This window comes from Streptomyces sp. NPDC041191 (assembly GCF_055591945.1).
In genome coordinates, this window is record NZ_JBVIZC010000006.1 from 186,668 (window position 1) to 206,870 (window position 20,203).

The 20,203-nt window shown below is 70.7% G+C and carries 15 protein-coding genes; 14 read left to right on the top strand and 1 reads right to left on the bottom strand.

The features are described from left to right. Positions 1-125: 125 nt before the first annotated feature. The 4 genes from ACZ6AQ_RS14215 to ACZ6AQ_RS14230 all read left to right on the top strand — a co-directional run bounded on the left by ACZ6AQ_RS14215 (position 126) and on the right by ACZ6AQ_RS14230 (position 4,123). A complete protein-coding gene (locus ACZ6AQ_RS14215; protein ID WP_388693464.1) occupies positions 126-305 on the top strand; it encodes an SPOR domain-containing protein in 180 nt (59 codons plus the stop codon). 57 nt (positions 306-362) lie between these two features. Next, positions 363-902, top strand: a complete 540-nt coding sequence (locus ACZ6AQ_RS14220; RefSeq protein WP_468760043.1) for a (deoxy)nucleoside triphosphate pyrophosphohydrolase — start codon at positions 363-365, stop codon at positions 900-902. An 89-nt stretch (positions 903-991) separates the two neighbouring features. Continuing rightward, positions 992-1,414: an ATP-binding protein gene (locus ACZ6AQ_RS14225; RefSeq protein WP_468760044.1), complete on the top strand. Its 423-nt coding sequence runs from the start codon at positions 992-994 to the stop codon at positions 1,412-1,414. A gap of 144 nt (positions 1,415-1,558) precedes the next feature. Next, positions 1,559-4,123 (top strand): SpoIIE family protein phosphatase, encoded by a 2,565-nt coding sequence (locus ACZ6AQ_RS14230; protein ID WP_468760046.1) that lies wholly within the window; start codon positions 1,559-1,561, stop codon positions 4,121-4,123. Positions 4,124-4,248: 125 nt separating this feature from the next. Here the strand turns inward: ACZ6AQ_RS14230 and ACZ6AQ_RS14235 are convergent, their stop codons facing one another. Then, entirely contained in the window at positions 4,249-4,953 is a 705-nt protein-coding gene (locus ACZ6AQ_RS14235; protein WP_468760048.1) for a hypothetical protein, read from the bottom strand. A 347-nt stretch (positions 4,954-5,300) separates the two neighbouring features. On the opposite strand from ACZ6AQ_RS14235, the gene ACZ6AQ_RS14240 reads away from it, so the two are divergent. The 10 genes from ACZ6AQ_RS14240 (at position 5,301) to ACZ6AQ_RS14285 (ending at position 20,201) form a co-directional block, all read left to right on the top strand. Further along, entirely contained in the window at positions 5,301-7,766 is a 2,466-nt protein-coding gene (locus ACZ6AQ_RS14240; RefSeq protein WP_468760050.1) for an ABC transporter family substrate-binding protein, read from the top strand. Positions 7,767-8,060: 294 nt separating this feature from the next. Beyond that, positions 8,061-9,962 carry a translational GTPase TypA gene (gene typA, locus ACZ6AQ_RS14245; RefSeq protein ID WP_468760052.1) on the top strand — a complete coding sequence of 634 codons (1,902 nt, stop codon included), beginning with the start codon at positions 8,061-8,063 and terminating at the stop codon, positions 9,960-9,962. 514 nt (positions 9,963-10,476) lie between these two features. After that, positions 10,477-12,117 carry a peptide ABC transporter substrate-binding protein gene (locus ACZ6AQ_RS14250; RefSeq protein ID WP_388693476.1) on the top strand — a complete coding sequence of 547 codons (1,641 nt, stop codon included), beginning with the start codon at positions 10,477-10,479 and terminating at the stop codon, positions 12,115-12,117. 170 nt (positions 12,118-12,287) lie between these two features. Next, complete coding sequence (locus tag ACZ6AQ_RS14255; RefSeq protein ID WP_468760232.1) at positions 12,288-13,220, top strand: ABC transporter permease; 933 nt, start codon at positions 12,288-12,290, stop codon at positions 13,218-13,220. Beyond that, complete coding sequence (locus tag ACZ6AQ_RS14260; RefSeq protein ID WP_468760054.1) at positions 13,213-14,166, top strand: ABC transporter permease; 954 nt, start codon at positions 13,213-13,215, stop codon at positions 14,164-14,166. Before ACZ6AQ_RS14255 ends, ACZ6AQ_RS14260 begins: the two co-directional genes overlap by 8 nt. Positions 14,167-14,180: 14 nt before the next feature. Next, complete coding sequence (locus ACZ6AQ_RS14265) at positions 14,181-15,239, top strand: ABC transporter ATP-binding protein (RefSeq protein ID WP_388693480.1); 1,059 nt, start codon at positions 14,181-14,183, stop codon at positions 15,237-15,239. Further along, positions 15,232-16,344 (top strand): ABC transporter ATP-binding protein, encoded by a 1,113-nt coding sequence (locus ACZ6AQ_RS14270; protein WP_468760056.1) that lies wholly within the window; start codon positions 15,232-15,234, stop codon positions 16,342-16,344. Before ACZ6AQ_RS14265 ends, ACZ6AQ_RS14270 begins: the two co-directional genes overlap by 8 nt. Before the next feature lie 206 nt (positions 16,345-16,550). Next, positions 16,551-18,176 (top strand): peptide ABC transporter substrate-binding protein, encoded by a 1,626-nt coding sequence (locus ACZ6AQ_RS14275; RefSeq protein ID WP_468760058.1) that lies wholly within the window; start codon positions 16,551-16,553, stop codon positions 18,174-18,176. A 122-nt stretch (positions 18,177-18,298) separates the two neighbouring features. Further along, complete coding sequence (locus ACZ6AQ_RS14280) at positions 18,299-19,222, top strand: ABC transporter permease (RefSeq protein ID WP_388693486.1); 924 nt, start codon at positions 18,299-18,301, stop codon at positions 19,220-19,222. Next, positions 19,215-20,201, top strand: coding sequence for an ABC transporter permease (locus ACZ6AQ_RS14285; protein WP_468760060.1), 987 nt, complete (start codon positions 19,215-19,217; stop codon positions 20,199-20,201). Before ACZ6AQ_RS14280 ends, ACZ6AQ_RS14285 begins: the two co-directional genes overlap by 8 nt. The last annotated feature ends 2 nt before the right edge of the window (positions 20,202-20,203 follow it).

The window sequence follows — 20,203 nt, forward strand, 5'->3', positions numbered from 1 at the left end:
GATTCGTGCCTCTTCGTGAAAACTCATATCCGCTGTGTGAAGGTCAGGCGTAAGCTTCGGCATATGCGGATCGCGGTTTCCCGGAGATCCTCGGCGACGCCCGGAGCGGCGGAGGGAGAAGCCTGATGACCGACAGCGGCCCTGTCCTCCCCTGGCACGTCATACGGCAGGACGAGAACGGCAACCGTTACCGGGTGGGGCGGTACGCGACCCGGGACGAGGCGCAGAAGGTCGCGGACAGCCTCGACGACCGCGGCCACCAGCGGCTCTACTGCATCGAGCGCGTCGGCAGCCCCGCCCTCTGAGCGCGGCGGTCCCCGGGCCCCGTGGGACGCCGTCCGCACCCGGCTACGCTCGCGTCCATGACGGAACGCGCCACCGGCCCCGCCGCGCCCCACGAGTCCCGCCGCGCCCCCGGTCCCGACCGGGACGCCGGGGTCGTGGTCGTCGTCGCGGGCGCCCTGTACGACCGGGGACGTCTGCTCGCCGCGCGGCGCAGCGCCCCCGCCGACCTGGCCGGCCGCTGGGAACTGCCCGGCGGCAAGGTCGAACCGGGCGAGTCCCCGGAGGAGGCCCTGGTCCGGGAGCTCCGGGAGGAGCTGGGCGTGGAGGCCGAACCGGGGGAGCGCATCCCCGGCGAGTGGCCGCTGAAGCCCGGGTACGTGCTGCGCGTGTGGACCGCCCGCCTGCTCTCCGGCGAGCCGCGCCCCTTGGAGGACCACGACGAACTGCGCTGGCTCGCCCGGTCCGAGGTGGACTCGGTCGACTGGCTCGATCAGGACCGTCCCGCCGTCGCGGAAGCCGCGCTGAGGCTCCCGGCCGTGCCCTCCCGAGGAGCACGGAACCGAACCCCTACGCCGTTCGTGCCACTGTGCGCCCGCAGCCGCCCCCCGAGGGGATAACGTGCGCTGAATGGTGGGTATGTACCCATTGATCCCTCGCAAGAGGACGTGGGCCCTCCGCTGCCGTACGGCTGGGGAAGTGATCGGGTGTGATCGGCACCGACGGCCATCGGGCCGAGTGGAACTTCCCGGCGGAGGCGGACGCCGTGCGCACGGCCCGCCACGCGGTGCGCGAAACCCTGCGGGCCTGGGAACTCGACGCCGTCCTCGGCGACGTGACCGTCCTGCTGGTCAGCGAGCTGGTGACCAACTCCCTGCGGTACGCCTCCGGTCCCATCGGGGTCCGGCTGGCCCGGCTCCCCCCGGGCGGCACCGACGCGACGCGCGCACCGGCGCTCCTCGTGGAAGTCTCCGATCCGCTTCCGGAACCGCCGACCACCCGGGCCCCGGGACCCGACGACGAGGGGGGACGGGGCCTCGGCCTCGTGGCGTGCACCGCGCGCCGCTGGGGTACCCGCAAGGGGACGACCGGCAAAACCGTATGGTTCGAGCTGGCTCTCCCTGGTGAGTAAAGAGGGTGGGACGACGATCACCGGTACTCGGAGCGGGACCACCGGGACCATCCTGTGATCGTGGACGTCGCGCCACCGGGACTCGCCGCATCGCACACCGCGGGGACGGCCGGTCCGGTGCGGTGAGCTGGAGGGGACGGTCGCGTGAGCGAAATACCTGGGACGGCGGGCGGCGTCGTGTGGCAGAGCGGCACGCCCGGCTCTCTCTACGACCACATCCGCGTGGCCTCCTTCTCGATCGGTCCGGACGGACGGGTCGAGCAGTGGAGCAGGAGGGCCGCGGAACTCTTCGGGGTCACCGCGGAAGAGGCCGTGGGCAAGGACCCCGTGGAGGCGTTCATCCCCGCCGACCTGCATGAACGCGGTTACCAGCAGGTCAAGGAGATCCTCGACGGCGAGGAGTGGACGGGCCTCGTCCCCTTCCGGGCGCCCGGTGAGGAAGAGCCCCACGGCATGGCCGAGGTGTACGTCATGCCGAGCGAGACCCGGACCGGGGAGCGGGCCGCGCTGTGCGTCGTCGTCGACGTGCGCGCCCTCCGCCGCATCGAGACCGACCTCGCCGCCTCCCAGGCGATATTCGGCCAGTCCCCCTTCGGTTTCCTCCTCTTCGGCACCGATCTCACCGTGCAGCGGGCCAACCGGCGCTTCGCCACCGTCTTCGGCGGCGAGGCCGACGACCACCGGGGCCGTACCGTCCGCGACTACCTCGGCCGGTCCGAGGCCGAACGGATGACCGCCGCCCTCCGGCGGGTCCTGGAGACCGGCGAATCCGTCACCGACCTGCGCGTCGTCGGCGCCGCCCCCGGCGCCAGGGACCGCCGCCACTGGTCCGTCAACCTCTACCGGGTGCACAGCGGATCCGGCCGCCCGATCGGCGTCGCGGGCCTCGGCATCGACATCACCCGCCGCCACAACGCGGCCAGGGAAGCCGCCAGCGCCCGGCGCAACCTGGCCCTCCTCAACCAGGCGGGCGCCCGCATCGGCAACTCCCTCGACCTGGAGGCCACCGCCCGTGAACTCCTCGACGTCGCCGTGCCCGGCTTCTGCGACCTCGCGTCCGTCGACCTCTACCAGACCCTGCTGACCGGTGACGAGGCACCGCCCGGCCGGTGGGGGAGCCCCCACGACGCCGGCCACGGGGCCGGCAGCGCCGAACTCCGCCGGGTCGCCTTCGCCAGCGCCGTCTCCGACACCCCCCTCCGGAGCGACGCGGGGCACGCGCCGGACGGCCGGCCCGGGGCCGTGCCCGTCGAGGTCGGGTCCGTCCACCGCTACCCCTTCAACTCCCCGTACGCCGGGGCCCTCCGCACGGGCCGGATCCGTACGGTGCCGGGCACCGACGGCGATCTCGCGCAGTCCACCCTCGTCGTCCCGATGACCGCCCACGAGACGGTCATCGGCCTCGTCCAGTTCTCCCGCGCCAAGGGCAGCGAACCCTTCGGCCAGCGCGACCGGGCCCTCGCCGCCGAACTCGCCTCCCGCGCCGCCGTCTGCATCGACAACGCCCGCCTCTACCGCCGCGAGCACGAGCGGGCCCTGATCCTCCAGCGCAGCCTGCTCCCGCCCGGCGACCCCGAGGCCGCGGGGCTCGACATCGCCTGCCGCTACCTCCCCGGCACCGACGCCACCGAGGTCGGCGGCGACTGGTTCGACGTCATCGAACTCCCCGGCCACCGCACCGCGCTCGTCATCGGGGACGTCATGGGCCGCGGCCTGCGGGCCGCCGTCGCCATGGGCGAACTGCGCACCGCCGTCCGGACCCTCGCCCAGCTCGACCTGGAACCGGCCGAGGTCCTCTCCCACCTGGACGAGATCGCCTGCGGCCTCGGCGCGCCGATCGGCGCCCAGCAGTCCCGCGCGCACAAGTCGCGCGGCCCCGAACTCTCCGAGGTCTACCTCGCCACCTGCGTCTACGCCGTCTACGACCCGGTCACCCGCCGTTGCACCTTCGCCAACGCCGGGCACCTGCCGCCGGTCCTGGTGGAGCCCGGCAAGGCGGCCGCCCTGGTCGACGTGCCCCCCGGGGTACCGCTCGGGGTCGGCGGCGAGCCCTTCGAGGAGGTCGAGGTCGAGCTGCCGGAGGGCGCCCTCCTCGCCCTCTACACCGACGGTCTCGTCGAGTCCCGCGACCACCCCCTGGACGAGGGCCTCGGCGCCTTCCGGCGCGTCCTCACCGACCCCGCCCGCCCCCTGGAGGACGTCTGCGACCGGGTCCTCACCAGCCTGAACACCGGACACGGCGAGGACGACATCGCCCTTCTCATGGCGAGGGTCCAGGGGCTGCCCGGCGAGGCGGTCGGCGACTGGCGGCTGCCCAGGGAGCCCCGTTCGGTCGGCCGGGCCCGCGAACTCGCCCGCGCCCAGCTCGCGGCCTGGGGCCTCGAACCGCTCGTCGACACCGTCGAACTCCTCGTCAGCGAACTCGTCACCAACGCGCTGCGCTACGGCGAGGGGGAGATCCGGCTGCGTCTGCTGCGCGACCGCACCCTGGTCTGCGAGGTCTGGGACGCGGGCCTGGTCCAGCCCCGCCGCCGCCGGGCCCGGGACACCGACGAGGGCGGCCGGGGCCTCCAGCTCGTCGGACTGCTCAGCTCCTCCTGGGGCGCGCGCCGCACCCCGCGCGGCAAGACCGTCTGGTTCGAACTGGCCCTGCCGGACGGCGAGGGGGACCGGGAGCCCACGGTGGAACAGCTCCTCAGCATGTTCTGAACGCCCCGGCGGAGCGACCGCCGGTACGCGTACGGGCGCCCCCGCGCGTACGGCCCCGGGTCACTCCTCGGGCGCCGCCGGGCGGCCCCCGGCCCCGGCGCGCCTCGCCCCGGGAGCGGTTGGGCTCACTGACCGGGCCGGGCGCGTCGGCGCTCTTCGGGGTGTCCGTCCTGCGGTTCCGCGCCGTCGCGGTCCGCGCCCGACCCGCGTTCCCGCGCGTCCGCCGGGGCCGCGCCGGCGGTCCGTTCCGGGGCCCGCAGCCGGTCGAAGGGCCCGGCCTGGGAGTCGAGCCGCTCGTTCGCCTCCGCGCAGCACCGGAGGATCTCCTCCAGCAGGGCCCGGCGGGTCGCGTCGTCCCCGGGGGAGGCGCCGTCCAGTCCCCGCCGCAGCCGGAACGAGGCCGTCAGCCGCTCCCCGGCGAAGTCGACGGCCTCGGCGAACGGCCGGACCGCCTCCTCGCCGAACCGGGCCGACGCGGAACCCAGCTCCTCCCGGCCGGCGCGGACGGCTTCGCCGGTGGCGGCCAGGGCCCGGCGGGCCCGTCCGTCCAGCTCGTCCAGGGACGGCGGCGCGGGCCCCTTCGGCGGCCCCCAGCCCTGTCCGTCCCGAGGGGTGGTGCGGGTCCGGATCCGCAGGCGCCGCTCGGCGTACGTGTACGCGCCCACGGCACCGGCGCCGACGGCCAGCACCACGGGCAGGATCAGGTCGGAGGCGGAGGTGCCGTCCGTGCCGCCGGAGCCGGCGGCGCGGGCACCGGGCGCGGCGGGGACGACGAGCCACCACACCGCCACCAGTACCGCGAAGAGGGCTCGGGTGGCTGTTCGCGTCACAAGAGTGAGGTTATGTCCGGGTATGTCGGCCCGCGATCGGGCGGTCCACCCGGAGCCGGTGCCGGGCGGGCGCCCTCCGGTGGCGGCACCCGGGAGCCGGACCCGCACGGCCGGGGTGCCCGACCCCTCCTCCCGCCGCCCGCCCGTCCTCGCCGGTCGATCACCCTCCCCGCCCCCGTCGACCGGCCACCCCCCCCGCCCGTCCCGCCCCGTTCCGCCGCACGAGTGGCGTTTTCCGGCCACCCGGCCCCGCCTTCCTGGCTGGATTCCTTCCTTCCTTTTCAGTGGATGAGCAGGAGGTGTGATCATCTCCAAATGGAATGAATCTGGACGAAGGGGTACAAGTCATGTCCCAGATCGGTGCCCCTCGCGGGGGGACATGCCCCAGGAGCCCCCGCTCCCGCACGCTCCGCACCGTCGCCGCCCTCACCAGCGCCGTCCTCGGCGTCACCGTCCTCGCCGGATGCAGCTCCGACGACGAGGACGGCGGGGCCCCGGCCGCCGCCCAGGACAACGCGCCCGCTGCCCGCGACCGGGTCGCCGACGGCGGCACCCTGCGCTGGGCCGTCGACGCGGCCCCCGCCACCCTCAACGCCTTCCAGGCCGACGCCGACGGCGCCACCTCCCGCATCGCCGGGGCCGTGCTCCCCGCCCTCTACACCCTCGACCAGCGGGGCAGGCCGCAGCGGAACCCCGACTACCTGGAGTCCGCGCAGGTCGTCGAGGTCGAGCCCAAGCAGGTCGTCCTCTACAAGCTCAACCAGCAGGCGGTGTGGAGCGACGGCCGCGAGATCGGGGCGCCCGACTTCGTCGCCCAGTGGCGGGCCCTGAGCGGCCGCGACACCGCGTACTGGACCGCCCGGAACTCCGGCTACGAGCGGATCGAGAAGATCGAGCGCGGCAAGAACGACCTGGAGGTCCGGGTCACCTTCTCCAAGCCGTACGCCGACTGGCAGTCCCTCTTCACCCCCCTCTACCCGAAGCAGGTGATGGGGTCCCCGGCCTCCTTCAACGACGGGGCGCGCACCGCCCTGAAGGCCACCGCCGGACCGTTCCTGCTGAAGTCGGTCGACCGCGAGACCGGTGACGTGACCCTCGCCCGCAACCCCCGCTGGTGGGGGCAGCCCGCCAAGCTCGACAGCGTCGTCCTCAGGGCCGTCCCCCGCTCCGAGCGGGCGGACGCCCTCGCGGCCGGCGCGCTCGACCTGGCCGACATCGACGGCTCCACGGCCGAGCGGATCGCCCTCGCGCTCCGGGACGCGCGCGCCGGACGGAACGGCGCGCAGGCCGCCCTCGCCCACGGCCCCGGCTCCTCGATCACCCCCTCCCAGGCCCTGAAGTCCTGGGCCCTCGCCCACGGCTCCGACGAGGAGCGGGCCGCGGAGGTCAGGGCGGCCCGCGCGAAGAACCAGGAGGCGATCGCCCGGTACGCGAGCGCGCAGGACGGCCTGGCGAAGTACGTGGTCCGCAAGTCCCTGGAGCCCGCCTACACCCAGCTCTCCCTGAACGGCGAGTCCGGGCCGCTCTCCGACGAACGGGTGCGGCGCGCGGTGGCCCGGGCCATCGACCGCCGGGAGCTGGCCGAGTCCGTGCTCAAGCCCCTCGGTCTCCCGGCGGAACCCCCCGGCAGCCACCTGGCCCTCGCCGGCCAGGCGGCGTACGCGGACGGCAGCGACGCCCTCGGCGGCCAGGACGTCCAGGAGGCACGGGCGCTCCTCGCCGACGCGGGCTGGGTCCCGGGCGGGGCGGCCAGGAAGCCGGCCGGCACGAAGGCGGGCAGCGAGGCCGAGAAGGACGCGGCGGAGAAGGCCCGCAAGGAAGCGGAGAAGGCGGGCAAGGACGCGGAGAAGGCCGACGGGGGCGCGGGGGAGGGGACCGGCGGGGACAGGGCCGCCGGCGCCGTCACCGCCACCCCCACCGGCGCCGGGAAGAAGAGCGGCGACGTCCCCTCCGACGAGGGCCTCTACATCGTCGGCGACGACAAGCCGGGCGACCGCCCGGCCGCCCCCGTCCCCGCCGTCCCCGCCGATGACGTTCCCGGGAGCGGCACCCACGTCCTCGCCCCCGCGCCCGCCGCCGCCCGCCAGAGCGCCGCCCTCTACGCCCGCGCCGAGGCCCTCGACACCGGTACGGGCTCCGCCGCGCGGGCCGGGGCCCGGCCCGTCGCCGGGTCCGACCGGGGGATGGCCGGGGCCTACGCCCCGCGCGGCACCGCCGCTCCCGTGGCCGTGCCCGGAGCCGGCCAGGCCCTCGGCAAGGACGGCAAGGCGCTCAGCCTCCGCTTCGTCCTGCCGTCCGGGCCGGGCTCCGAGTCGCTGCGGGCGGTCGGGGACCGGGTCGTGCGGATGCTCGACGTGGTCGGCATCCGGACCGAGGTCACCAAGGTCTCCGACGAGAGCTTCTTCAAGGACCACATCGCCTCGGGCGACTACGACCTCGCCCTCTACTCCTGGCCCGCCTCCGCCTTCCCGGCGACCGACGCCCGGCCGATCTTCGCCAAGCCCGAGCCGGCCTCGGACGGCTCGCTCGTGGTCGAGCAGAACTACTCCCGCGTCGGCACCGACCGCATCGACCAGCTCTTCGACCAGGCGGCGGGCACGCTCGACGAGGAGGAGGCCCGCGAGCTCGTGCGCCAGGCCGACGCCCGGATCTGGGCCGCGGCCGGCTCCCTCCCCCTCTACCAGCGCCCGCAGCTCGTGGCCGCCAGGGCCGACCTGGTGAACGCGGGGGCCTGGGGGTTCGCCGCCCCGCGCTACCAGGACATCGGCTTCAGGAAGAAGGAGACCCCCAAGGGCGCCGAACGAAACCGCTGAAACCGCTGAAAGCGCTGGAACCGCAGGTCAGAACCTCAGAATCCGCTCAACTTCCTTGCCCGCCGGCGCCCCCGGCGGGCACGATCGCGACGGCCCCTTTGACCCGGTCGCACGGCCTTTCCCGCTCCTGCGGACCCCCCAGTGAAACCCCCCGTGAAACCCTCTCGGATTCCGGTCGGGGAAGCCCCTTGCGCGGCAGCCCCGTACCATGGACAGAGCCGTGGCGCGTCCGCCCGGCGGGCGTAAGAGGAACTGACGCCGATTCCCCCGAGCTGAGAGAAGCGCAAGCCACCCATGCCCACGCGCCACGACATCCGTAACGTCGCCATCGTCGCCCACGTCGACCACGGCAAGACGACCATCGTCGACGCCATGCTCAAGCAGGCCGGTGCCTTCGCCGCCCACCAGCAGCTCGACGACCGCATGATGGACTCGAACGACCTGGAGCGTGAGAAGGGCATCACGATCCTCGCCAAGAACACGGCGGTGAAGTACCACCCCAAGGACGGCGGGGCCCCGATCACGATCAACATCATCGACACCCCCGGCCACGCCGACTTCGGCGGCGAGGTCGAGCGCGGCCTGTCGATGGTGGACGCGGTCGTCCTCCTCGTGGACGCCTCCGAGGGTCCCCTCCCGCAGACCCGCTTCGTGCTGCGCAAGGCCCTCCAGCAGCGCCTGCCCGTCATCCTCTGCATCAACAAGACGGACCGCCCGGACTCCCGGATCGACGAGGTCGTCAACGAGACCTACGACCTCTTCCTCGACCTGGACGCGGACGAGGACCAGATCGAGTTCCCGATCGTCTACGCCTGCGGCCGTGACGGCGTCGCCTCGCTGACCAAGCCGGAGGACGGCACCGTCCCCGCCGACAGCGACAACCTGGAGCCGTTCTTCTCCACCATCCTGGAGCACGTCCCGGCCCCGACGTACGAGGAGGACGCGCCGCTCCAGGCCCACGTCACCAACCTCGACGCCGACAACTTCCTCGGCCGCATCGCGCTGCTCCGCGTCGAGCAGGGCGAGCTGCGCAAGGGCCAGACGGTCGCGTGGATCAAGCGGGACGGCACGATCTCCAACGTCCGCATCACCGAGCTGATGATGACCGAGGCGCTCACCCGCAAGCCGGCCGAGGTGGCGGGCCCCGGTGACATCTGCGCCGTCGCCGGCATCCCCGACATCATGATCGGCGAGACCCTGGCCGACCCGGAGAACCCGGTCGCGCTGCCGCTGATCACGGTCGACCAGCCGGCCATCTCCATGACCATCGGCACCAACACCTCGCCGCTCGTCGGCCGCGGCGGCACCGGCAAGGGCGCGGACGCCAAGTCCGCCGTCAAGGACCGCAAGGTCACCGCCCGCCAGGTGAAGGACCGCCTGGACCGCGAGCTCATCGGCAACGTCTCGCTCCGCGTCCTGGAGACCGAGCGTCCCGACGCCTGGGAGGTCCAGGGCCGCGGCGAGCTGGCGCTCGCCATCCTGGTCGAGCAGATGCGCCGCGAGGGCTTCGAGCTGACCATCGGCAAGCCGCAGGTCGTCACCAAGGAGGTCGACGGCAAGGTCCACGAGCCCGTCGAGCGCCTCACGGTCGACGTCCCCGAGGAGCACATGGGCGCGGTCACGCAGCTCATGGGCGTCCGCAAGGGCCGCATGGACAACATGTCGAACCACGGCTCCGGCTGGGTCCGCATGGAGTTCGTCGTCCCGTCGCGCGGCCTCATCGGCTTCCGTACGGAGTTCCTGACGCAGACCCGCGGCACGGGCATCGCCCACTCCATCCACGAGGGCCACGAGCCCTGGTTCGGCACGCTGACGACCCGCAACAACGGTTCGCTGGTCGCCGACCGGGCCGGCGCGGTCACCGGTTTCGCGATGACCAACCTCCAGGAGCGCGGCGTCCTGTTCGTCGAGCCCGGCACCGAGGTGTACGAGGGCATGATCGTCGGCGAGAACTCCCGCTCCGACGACATGGACGTCAACATCACCAAGGAGAAGAAGCTCACCAACATGCGCTCCTCCTCGGCCGACTCCTTCGAGGCGATCGTGCCGCCGCGCAAGCTCTCCCTGGAGCAGTCGCTGGAGTTCTGCCGCGACGACGAGTGCGTGGAGGTCACCCCGGAGGCCGTGCGCATCCGCAAGGTCGTCCTGGACCAGAAGGAGCGCGGCCGTTCGGCCTCGCGCGCCAAGAACGCCTGAACCGGGCCGGTTCCGCGTACCGGAGACGGACGGGACCGGACGAGCGCGGCCGGTGACGGCGGGGCGGATCACGCGAGCCCGTGACCTCCGCCGATCCCGGCCGGTGCGACGCCGGTGACGAAGCCCGGACCCCCACGGAAGCCGTGGGGGTCCGGGCTTTTCGGCGTCTTCCGTCAAGCTCATTTCGGAGGCCCGGTGTCCGGATACCGGTCATCGCTCTCCGGTACGTGTGTTAACGGTCCGTTTCGGGGGTGTCTGTCTGTGCTCAGTTTGTCCGGATTTCGGTATCCGGACAGATGGTGATGTTGTCAAACCGAGACCACTTAAGTGTGGTTTACGGCCCGGACGTACTTAATAGTTGGCTCCATTGAGCTCGGGTCAATGGGTCACGCACTGTGGGGAGTGCCGACTCACGAGCACACTCGGGGTACTTGGGTGCGAAGCCGTCAGGGGTGTCGGCGAAACCTGGAGTGCCCCCCTTGTAGTGACAAAGTGGACTCATGAGGAGGAACCCATGCGCGGTGCCAAGAGCGCCAAGTGGGTAACGGGCGCGATCATCGTTGCCCTTGCTGCGACCGCCTGTGGCGGGGGGAAGAGCGACGGCGGCAGTGACGCCAAGGGCGCTGTTGACCCGAACGGAATCTTCTCGGTGGAGCTGGGCGAGCCCGAGAAGCCGCTGTACACCGGTGACACGATGGAGTCCAACGGCTCCGCCGTCATGGCCGGCCTGTTCTCGACCCTGGTCGACTACAAGGCCGACGGCTCGCTGGAGATGATCAACGCCGAGTCCGTCACCACGCAGGACTCGAAGACCTGGACCGTCAAGCTCAAGCCGGGCTGGACCTTCCACGACGGCACCCCGGTGACCGCGAAGTCCTACGTGGACGCGTGGAACTGGAACGCCAACATCAAGAACGCCATGGGTCTGAACTCGTGGTTCGCCGACATCAAGGGCTTCGAGAAGCTCAGCCCGGCCGAGGAGGGCGCCAAGCCCACGGCCGACAAGCTGGACGGTCTGAAGGTCGTCGACGAGAACACCTTCACCATCGAGCTGTCGAAGCCGGTCCCGTACTTCTCGCACAAGCTCGCCTACATCGTCTTCGCGCCGCTCTCGGAGTCCTTCTACAAGGACCCCAAGGCCGCGGGCCAGAAGCCGGTCGGCAACGGTCCCTACAAGTTCAAGAGCTGGGACCACAAGAAGAAGATCGAGATCGTCCGCTTCGACGGCTACAAGGGCCCGAACAAGGCGAAGAACGGCGGTGTGGTCTTCAAGAACTACACCACCCTCGAGGCCGCGTACGAGGACCTGAAGTCGGGCAACGTCGACGTCCTGCGCCAGCTGGCCCCGAAGGACCTGCCGGTCTACCGCCAGGACCTCGGCGACCGCGCCGTGGACCAGGCGTACTCCGCCGTCCAGACCATGGCCGTCGCGTTCTACGCCGACCAGTGGAGCAAGCCCAAGCCGATCGACCCCAAGGTCATCCAGGGCCTCTCCATGGGCATCGACCGCGCCACGATCACCAAGACGGTGCTCCAGGGCACGCGTGAGCCCGCGTCGGGCTGGGTCGCGAAGGGCGTCCTGGGCTTCCAGGAGAACGCCGCGGGCGACGTCACCAAGTTCAACCCGGCGAAGGCCAAGGAGCTCATCGCGGCCGGCGGCGGCGTCCCCGGCAACAAGATCTCCATCCAGTTCAACGCCGACGGCGGCCACAAGGAGTGGGTGGACGCGGTCTGCAACTCCATCACCCAGTCCACGGGCGTCGCCTGTGTCGGTGACGGCAAGCCGGACTTCCAGGCCGACCTGACCGCTCGCAAGACGAAGCAGGTCAAGTCGTTCTACCGCTCCGGCTGGGTGCTCGACTACCCGGTGAACGCCAACTTCATCTCGGACCTGTTCCGTACGGGTGCGGCGGGCAACCAGGGTGGCTTCTCGAACAAGGACCTGGACGCGAAGATCGCCAAGGCGGACTCCGCTCCGACCCTCGACCAGTCGGTCAAGGAGTTCCAGGCCATCGAGAAGGACCTGGTCAACTACATGCCGTCCATCCCGCTCTGGTACTACAAGGTCAACGCGGGCTACTCCGAGAAGGTCTCGGGCGTGGCTTACGGTCAGGACGGCGACCCGATCCTGACCGGCGTCGAGGTCAAGAAGTAACCGTCCGAGCGTAGTCCGCACGCCGTCACGGGACTGACCGTCCGTCAGTCCCGTTCCGGCGCCTTACGCAGCGGCTGGGGGGCCCTTCCACGGCACCGTGCTGCCCGAATCCGGGCGGTACGTCGCGGGAGGGCCCTCGGCTGCGGCCGTCACATCTCAACGGAGGCATGATGGGGCGCTATGTCGCACGACGACTGCTCCAGATGATCCCGGTCTTCTTCGGGACAACCCTGCTGATCTTCCTCATGGTCTACAGCCTGCCCGGCGACCCCGTGGCCGGTCTGTTCGGCGACAAGGGGGCGTCCCCCGCGACCATCGCGGAGATCAGACACAAGCTCGGTCTCGACCAGCCGCTCCTGAAGCAGTACTGGGACTACATCAGTGGAATCGTCTTCCACTTCGACTTCGGTACGCAGATCCGCAACGACCGGCCTGTGACCGAGGTGCTGGGGGACGCGTTCCCCGTCACCATCCAGCTGGCGGCCCTCGCCTTCGCCTTCGAGCTCGTCTTCGGTCTCGGCCTCGGCATCATCTCCGGCCTCCGGGCCGGCCGCATGGCCGACAACGCCGTCCTGATCTTCACCCTGCTGATCATGTCGATCCCGGTCTTCGTGCTGGGCTTCCTCATCAAGCTGGTGTTCGCCTTCCAGCTCGGCTGGATCGCTCCGAACGTCAGCAACGACCAGCTGATATCCGAGATGATCGCCCCCGCCATCGTCCTCGGTGGACTCTCCCTCGCCTATGTGGCGCGGCTCACCCGCACCTCCATGGCGGAGAACCTGCGGGCCGACTACATGCGGACCGCCGTCGCCAAGGGCCTGCCGCGGCGCCGCGTCATCGGCGTCCACCTCATGCGCAACTCGATGATCCCGGTCGTCACCTTCCTCGGCACGGACATCGGCGCCCTGATGGGCGGCGCGGTCGTGACCGAGAGCATCTTCAACGTCAAGGGTGTCGGTGGTCTGATCGCCGAGTCGATCACCCGCCGCGAGGGCAGCACCCTCGTCGGCCTCGTCACCGTCCTGGTGGTCGTCTACCTGGTCACCAGCCTGCTCATCGACCTGCTGTACGCGGTCCTGGACCCGAGGATCCGGTATGCCTGACGTGACCAAGACCGCAGCCCCGGCGACGGCGGACGCCGTCGCCCCCTCGGCGGACGTGTCCGCCCCGCAGGAGAAGCGGGAGAAGCCCCGTTCGCTCTGGGGCGACGCCTGGCGGGACCTGCGCCGCAACCCGTACTTCCTCGTGTCGTCGGTGCTGATCTTCTTCCTGCTGCTCGTCGCCGCCTTCCCGGGGATGTTCACGAGCGCCTCGCCCACGGCGGGCGACCTCGTCAAGCACTACCTCGGGAAGCCGTCACTCGGTGACGTCGGTTCCGCCGGCTGGCTCGGCTACGACGGGCAGGGCCGTTCCGTCTACGCCCGCCTCATCCACGGCACCCGTGCCTCGATCATCGTCGGCATCTGCGTCACCCTGATCGTCACCGTGATCGGCGGCGCCATGGGCATGATCGCCGGTTACTTCGGCGGCTGGGTGGACGCGGTCCTCTCCCGGGTCACCGACGTCTTCTTCGGCATCCCCTTCCTGCTCGGCGCGATGGTCATCCTGCAGGCGTTCGTCGAGCGGACCGTCTGGGTCGTCGTCTTCGCCCTCGCCTTCCTCGGCTGGACGCAGATGACCCGCGTCATGCGCGGCGCCGTGATCACGGTCAAGCAGGCCGACTACGTGCACGCCGCCAAGGCCCTCGGCGCCGGCACCGGCCGGATCCTCTTCCGGCACATCCTGCCCAACGCCATGGCGCCCGTGATCGTCGTCGCCACCATCGCGCTCGGCGGGTACATCTCGGCCGAGGCCACCCTGTCCTACCTGGGCCTGGGCCTCGCCGCCCCGACCATCTCGTGGGGTGTCGACATCTCCGCCGGTGTCCAGCAGATCCGTACGGCGCAGCACATCCTGCTGTACCCGTCGATCATGCTGAGCCTCACCGTTCTGGCGTTCATCATGCTCGGCGAAGCCGTCCGCAACGCCCTCGACCCCAAGCTGCGCTGAGGAGGGCGTAAAAGATGAGCATCATCGACAAGACCGCGGCCGTCCCCGCGCCACGCGACGGCGGCGACCACAACGGTCCGCTGCTCGAAGTGAAGGACCTCCACGTCGAGTTCCACACCCGTGACGGTGTGGCCAAGGCGGTCAACGGCGTCAACTACTCGGTGAACGCCGGCGAGACCCTCGCCGTCCTCGGCGAGTCCGGCTCCGGCAAGTCCGTCACGGCCCAGGCCGTCATGGGCATCCTGGACATGCCGCCCGGCAGGATCCCGCAGGGCGAGATCCTCTTCCGCGGCCAGGACATGCTGAAGATGTCCGAGGAGGAGCGCCGGAAGATCCGCGGCCAGAAGATCGCCATGATCTTCCAGGACGCGCTGTCCTCCCTCAACCCGGTCCTCAGCGTCGGCTACCAGCTCGGCGAGATGTTCCGGGTGCACCAGGGCCTGTCCAAGAAGGACGCCAAGGTCAAGGCCATCGAGCTGATGGACAAGGTCAAGATCCCCGCCGCCAAGGCGCGGGTCGGCGACTACCCCCACCAGTTCTCCGGCGGCATGCGCCAGCGCATCATGATCGCGATGGCGCTCGCCCTGGAGCCGGACCTGATCATCGCCGACGAGCCCACCACGGCTCTCGACGTGACCGTCCAGGCCCAGGTCATGGACCTCCTCGCGGAGCTCCAGCGCGAATACAACATGGGTCTGATCCTGATCACCCACGACCTCGGCGTCGTCGCCGACGTCGCGGACAAGATCGCCGTGATGTACGCGGGCCGGATCGTCGAGCAGGCCCCCGTGCACGAGCTGTACGGCCGCCCCGCGCACCCGTACACCCGAGGTCTCCTCGACTCGATCCCGCGCCTGGACCAGAAGGGCCAGGAGCTGTACGCGATCAAGGGCCTGCCGCCCAACCTGCTCCGCGTTCCCACCGGGTGCGCCTTCAACCCGCGCTGCCCCAGGGCCGAGGACATCTGCCGCACGGAGGTCCCGCCCCTGGCCCCGGTCACCGAGCAGGACGGCGCGGACCTCCCGGGCCGCAAGAGCGCCTGCCACTTCTGGAAGGAGACGATCCATGGCTGACACCGGCAAGAACGAAGAGGCCGTGGCCGCCGCCAACGAAGAGGCCGTGGTCGCCGCCATCGAGGCCCCCGTCGAGCGCGGTGAGCCCATCCTCCAGGTGCGCGGCCTGAAGAAGCACTTCCCGCTGACGCAGGGCATCCTGTTCAAGAAGAACGTCGGCGCGGTCAAGGCCGTGGACGGGGTCTCCTTCGACCTCTACCAGGGCGAGACCCTCGGCATCGTGGGCGAGTCCGGCTGCGGCAAGTCCACGGTCGCCAAGCTCCTGATGAACCTGGAGCGGGCCACCGCCGGCGAGGTCTTCTACAAGGGCCAGGACATCACCAAGCTGTCCGGGCGCGCCCTGAAGGCCGTACGCCGCAACATCCAGATGGTGTTCCAGGACCCGTACACGTCGCTCAACCCGCGCATGACGGTCGGCGACATCATCGGCGAGCCCTTCGACATCCACCCCGAGACGGCCCCGAAGGGCGACCGGCGCCGCAAGGTGCAGGAGCTGCTCGACGTCGTCGGTCTGAACCCCGAGTACATCAACCGCTACCCGCACCAGTTCTCCGGCGGTCAGCGCCAGCGCATCGGCATCGCCCGCGGCCTCGCGCTCAACCCGGAGATCATCATCTGCGACGAGCCGGTCTCGGCCCTGGACGTCTCCGTCCAGGCGCAGGTCATCAACCTGATGGAGAAGCTCCAGGACGAGTTCAACCTCTCCTACCTCTTCATCGCGCACGACCTGTCGATCGTCCGGCACATCTCGGACCGCGTGGGCGTCATGTACCTCGGCAAGATGGCCGAGATCGGTACGGACGAGGAGATCTACGACCACCCGACGCACCCGTACACCCAGGCGCTGCTCTCCGCGGTGCCGGTGCCGGACCCGGAGGCCCGCGCGCACCGCGAGCGGATCATCCTCACCGGTGACGTCCCCTCGCCGGCGAACCCGCCGTCGGGCTGCAGTTTCCGCACCCGCTGCTGGAAGGCGCAGGAGAAGTGCGCCCAGGAGGTTCCCCTCCTCGCGGTTCCGGAGCGTTTCCAGGGCCAGGACACTCCCGCCGCCCACTCCTCGGCGTGCCACTTCGCCGAGGAGAAGCAGGTCGTCCCGGTGCACTGACACCCCCACTCGCTCCTCACGGCCGGCCCCCGGCGCCCCCACGGCGCCGGGGGCCGGCCGTTTCGCGTGCCCTTCCCGTCCCCCGGCGGCGGCCCGAGCCGGCGCCGGCCGCCGTCGCACCGATGGACGCCGACAACATGCAGCCGTACGGCCCTGGGGTGATATTGGGTTTCTCGGTGCGAATCTGGACATACGGGAGGCACTTCATGCGCGGAGCCACGCACGCCAAGTGGGCCGCTCTGGCCACCGCGGTCGCCCTCGCGGCAACGGCCTGCGGCGGCGGCGACAGCGGCGGCGGCAGCGGGGCCGACGGCATCGTGTCCTCCTCGTGGGGCGACCCGCAGAACCCGCTGGAGCCCGCCAACACCAACGAGGTCCAGGGCGGCAAGGTCCTGTCGATGATCTTCCGGGGGCTCAAGCAGTACGACCCCAAGACCGGCGAGGCCAAGGACATGCTCGCCGAGAAGATCGAGACCACCGACTCGACCACCTTCGCCATCACCGTCAAGGACGGCTGGACCTTCTCCAACGGCGAGAAGGTCACCGCCAAGTCCTTCGTGGACGCCTGGAACTACGGCGCCCACCTGAAGAACAACCAGAAGAACGCCTACTTCTTCGGCCAGATCGAGGGCTACGACAAGGTCCACCCCGACCAGGGCGAACCCACCGCCGCGACCCTGTCCGGCCTCAAGATCACCGGCGAGCGCACCTTCACGGTCAAGCTCACCCAGAAGTTCTCCACCTGGCCCGTCACCCTCGGCTACGCGGCCTTCGCGCCCCTGCCGAAGGCGTTCTTCGACGACCGTTCCGGCTGGCTCGCGAAGCCGGTCGGCAACGGCCCGTACACCGTCGACTCCTACACCAAGGGCTCCCAGATGGCCCTGAAGAGGTGGGACGGCTACCCCGGCGACGACAAGGCGCAGAACGGCGGCGTGACCCTCAAGGTCTACACCGACAACAACACCGCCTACACCGACCTGATCGCCGGCAACCTCGACCTGGTGGACGACGTGCCCGCCGCCCAGCTCAAGAACGTCAAGGCCGACCTCGGCGACCGGTACATCAACGTCCCCGCCGGCATCATCCAGACCCTCGCCTTCCCGTTCTACGACCCGAACTGGAACAAGCCCGGCCAGGAGAAGCTGCGCCAGGGACTGTCACGGGCGATCGACCGCGACCAGATCACGCGGACGATCTTCCAGCAGACCCGCACCCCCGCCGTCGACTGGACCTCGCCCGTCCTCGGCGCGGACGGCGGCTACAAGAACGTCTGCGGCGACCTCTGCACGTACGACGCGGCCGAGGCGAAGAAGCTCGTCGCCGAGGGCGGCGGCATCCCCGGCGGCACCCTGCGGATCACGTACAACGCCGACACCGGCAGCCACAAGGAGTGGGTGGACGCCGTCTGCAACTCCATCAACCGCGCCCTCGGCAACGACCGCGCCTGCGTCGGCAACCCCGTCGGCACCTTCGCCGACTACCGCGGCCAGGTCACCACGCAGAAGCTCAACGGCCCCTTCCGGGCCGGCTGGCAGATGGACTACCCGCTCATCCAGAACTTCCTCCAGCCGCTGTACTACACCAACGCCTCCTCCAACGACGGCAAGTACACGGACCCCGAGTTCGACAAGCTGGTGAACCAGGCCAACGCCGAGACCGACACCGCCAAGGCCGTCGGACTCTTCCAGAAGGCGGAGGAGGTCCTGCGCGACGACATGGGCGCCATCCCGCTCTGGTACCAGAACGGCAGCGCCGGCTACTCGGAGCGCCTGAGCAACGTGGCCCTGAACCCCTTCAGCGTCCCGGTCTACGACCGGATCAAGGTCGACTGACGCCCGGGCGTTCGTCCCACCCCCCAGCAGGCCGGCGGCGCACGGCCCGGCCCGCGGACCCCCGCGCCGGGCCGTACGCCTTCCCGGACCCCTCTTCCCGGAGCCAACCCCCGGAGCCCCCCATGGGTCGTTATGTGATCCGGCGGCTGCTGCAGATGATCCCGGTCTTCTTCGGCGCCACGCTGCTGATCTTCCTGATGGTGAACGTGATGGGCGACCCCGTCGCCGGACTGTGCGGCGACCGCCAGTGCGACCCGGCGACCGCCGCCCAGCTCAAGAAGGAGTTCGGCCTCGACAAGCCGGTCTGGCAGCAGTACCTGACCTACATGGGCAACGTCTTCACCGGCGACTTCGGCACGGCCTTCAACGGCCAGGAGGTCACCGAGCTGATGGCCGACGCCTTCCCGGTCACCATCCGCCTCACCGTCGTCGCCATCGTCTTCGAGATCGTCATCGGCATCAGCCTCGGCGTCCTCACCGGCCTCAAGCGCGGCCGCCCCGTCGACACCGGCGTACTGCTGCTCACCCTGGTCGTCATCTCCGTCCCGACCTTCGTCACCGGCCTGCTCGTCCAGCTCCTCCTCGGCGTCAAGTGGAACTGGATCGACCCCTCGGTCTCCGGCGGGGCCCCCTTCGACGAACTGATCGTCCCCGGCCTGGTCCTCGCCTCCGCGTCGCTCGCCTACGTCACCCGGCTCACCCGGACCTCGATCGCCGAGAACAAGCGCGCCGACTACGTCCGCACCGCCGTGGCCAAGGGCCTGCCCCGCCGCCGGGTCATCACCCGGCACCTGCTGCGCAACAGCCTCATCCCCGTGGTCACCTTCATCGGCACCGACATCGGCGCGCTCATGGGCGGCGCCATCGTCACCGAGCGGATCTTCAACATCCACGGCGTCGGCTACCAGCTCTACCAGGGCATCCTGCGCCAGAACACCCAGACCGTGGTCGGCTTCGTGACCGTCCTGGTGCTGGTCTTCCTGGTGGCCAACCTGCTCGTCGACCTCCTGTACGCCGTCCTTGACCCGAGGATCCGCTATGCCTGAGCTGCCCGAGCACCACGACGACGGTTCGGCCATCGCCTCGACCGGCGCCGGAAGCGCGACCGACCTCGCCATGTCCGAGGCCGAGACCCTGGAGAAGGTCCCCGGCGGCCCCGACGGCACCGGCCCCGACAGGAAGCCCCGCTCCCTCTGGTCCGACGCCTGGCACGACCTGTGCCGGAACCCGGTCTTCATCGTCTCCGGCCTGATCATCCTCTTCCTGGTGGTCATCGCCGTCTGGCCGCAGCTCATCGCCGACGGCAACCCGCTGGACTGCGACCTCGCCAAGGCCCAGGAGGGCTCCCAGCCCGGCCACCCCTTCGGCTTCAACGGCCAGGGCTGCGACGTCTACACCCGTACGGTCTACGGGGCCAGGGCCTCCATCCAGGTCGGCGTCCTCTCCACCCTCGGCGTGACGCTCCTCGGCTCGGTCCTCGGCGGCCTCGCCGGCTTCTACGGCGGGGCCTGGGACGGCTTCCTCTCCCGGATCACCGACATCTTCTTCGCCATCCCCGTCGTCCTCGGCGGCCTGGTCCTCCTCTCCGTCATCAGCAACAACACCGTCTGGCCCGTCATCGGCTTCATGGTGCTGCTCGGCTGGCCGCAGATCTCCCGCATCGCCCGCGGCTCCGTCATCACCGCCAAGCAGAACGACTACGTCCAGGCCGCCCGCGCGCTCGGCGCCTCCAACTCCCGGATGCTGCTCCGGCACATCACGCCCAACGCCGTGGCCCCCGTCATCGTCGTCGCCACCATCGCCCTCGGCACGTACATCGCCCTGGAGGCGACGCTCTCCTTCCTCGGCGTCGGCCTCAAACCCCCCACCGTCTCCTGGGGCATCGACATCTCCGCGGCCTCGCCGTACATCCGCAACGCCCCGCACATGCTGCTCTGGCCGGCCGGCGCGCTGGCCGTCACGGTGCTCGCCTTCATCATGCTCGGCGACGCCGTCCGCGACGCCCTCGACCCCAAGCTGAGGTAGGG

Coding starts and splice junctions, on each gene's coding strand:
- ACZ6AQ_RS14215 (WP_388693464.1), top strand. CDS start 126: ATGACCGACAGCGGCCCTGTCCTCCCCTGGCACGTCATACGGCAGGAC.
- ACZ6AQ_RS14220 (WP_468760043.1), top strand. CDS start 363: ATGACGGAACGCGCCACCGGCCCCGCCGCGCCCCACGAGTCCCGCCGC.
- ACZ6AQ_RS14240 (WP_468760050.1), top strand. CDS start 5,301: ATGTCCCAGATCGGTGCCCCTCGCGGGGGGACATGCCCCAGGAGCCCC.
- typA (WP_468760052.1), top strand. CDS start 8,061: ATGCCCACGCGCCACGACATCCGTAACGTCGCCATCGTCGCCCACGTC.
- ACZ6AQ_RS14250 (WP_388693476.1), top strand. CDS start 10,477: ATGCGCGGTGCCAAGAGCGCCAAGTGGGTAACGGGCGCGATCATCGTT.
- ACZ6AQ_RS14255 (WP_468760232.1), top strand. CDS start 12,288: ATGGGGCGCTATGTCGCACGACGACTGCTCCAGATGATCCCGGTCTTC.
- ACZ6AQ_RS14260 (WP_468760054.1), top strand. CDS start 13,213: ATGCCTGACGTGACCAAGACCGCAGCCCCGGCGACGGCGGACGCCGTC.
- ACZ6AQ_RS14265 (WP_388693480.1), top strand. CDS start 14,181: ATGAGCATCATCGACAAGACCGCGGCCGTCCCCGCGCCACGCGACGGC.
- ACZ6AQ_RS14270 (WP_468760056.1), top strand. CDS start 15,232: ATGGCTGACACCGGCAAGAACGAAGAGGCCGTGGCCGCCGCCAACGAA.
- ACZ6AQ_RS14275 (WP_468760058.1), top strand. CDS start 16,551: ATGCGCGGAGCCACGCACGCCAAGTGGGCCGCTCTGGCCACCGCGGTC.
- ACZ6AQ_RS14280 (WP_388693486.1), top strand. CDS start 18,299: ATGGGTCGTTATGTGATCCGGCGGCTGCTGCAGATGATCCCGGTCTTC.
- ACZ6AQ_RS14285 (WP_468760060.1), top strand. CDS start 19,215: ATGCCTGAGCTGCCCGAGCACCACGACGACGGTTCGGCCATCGCCTCG.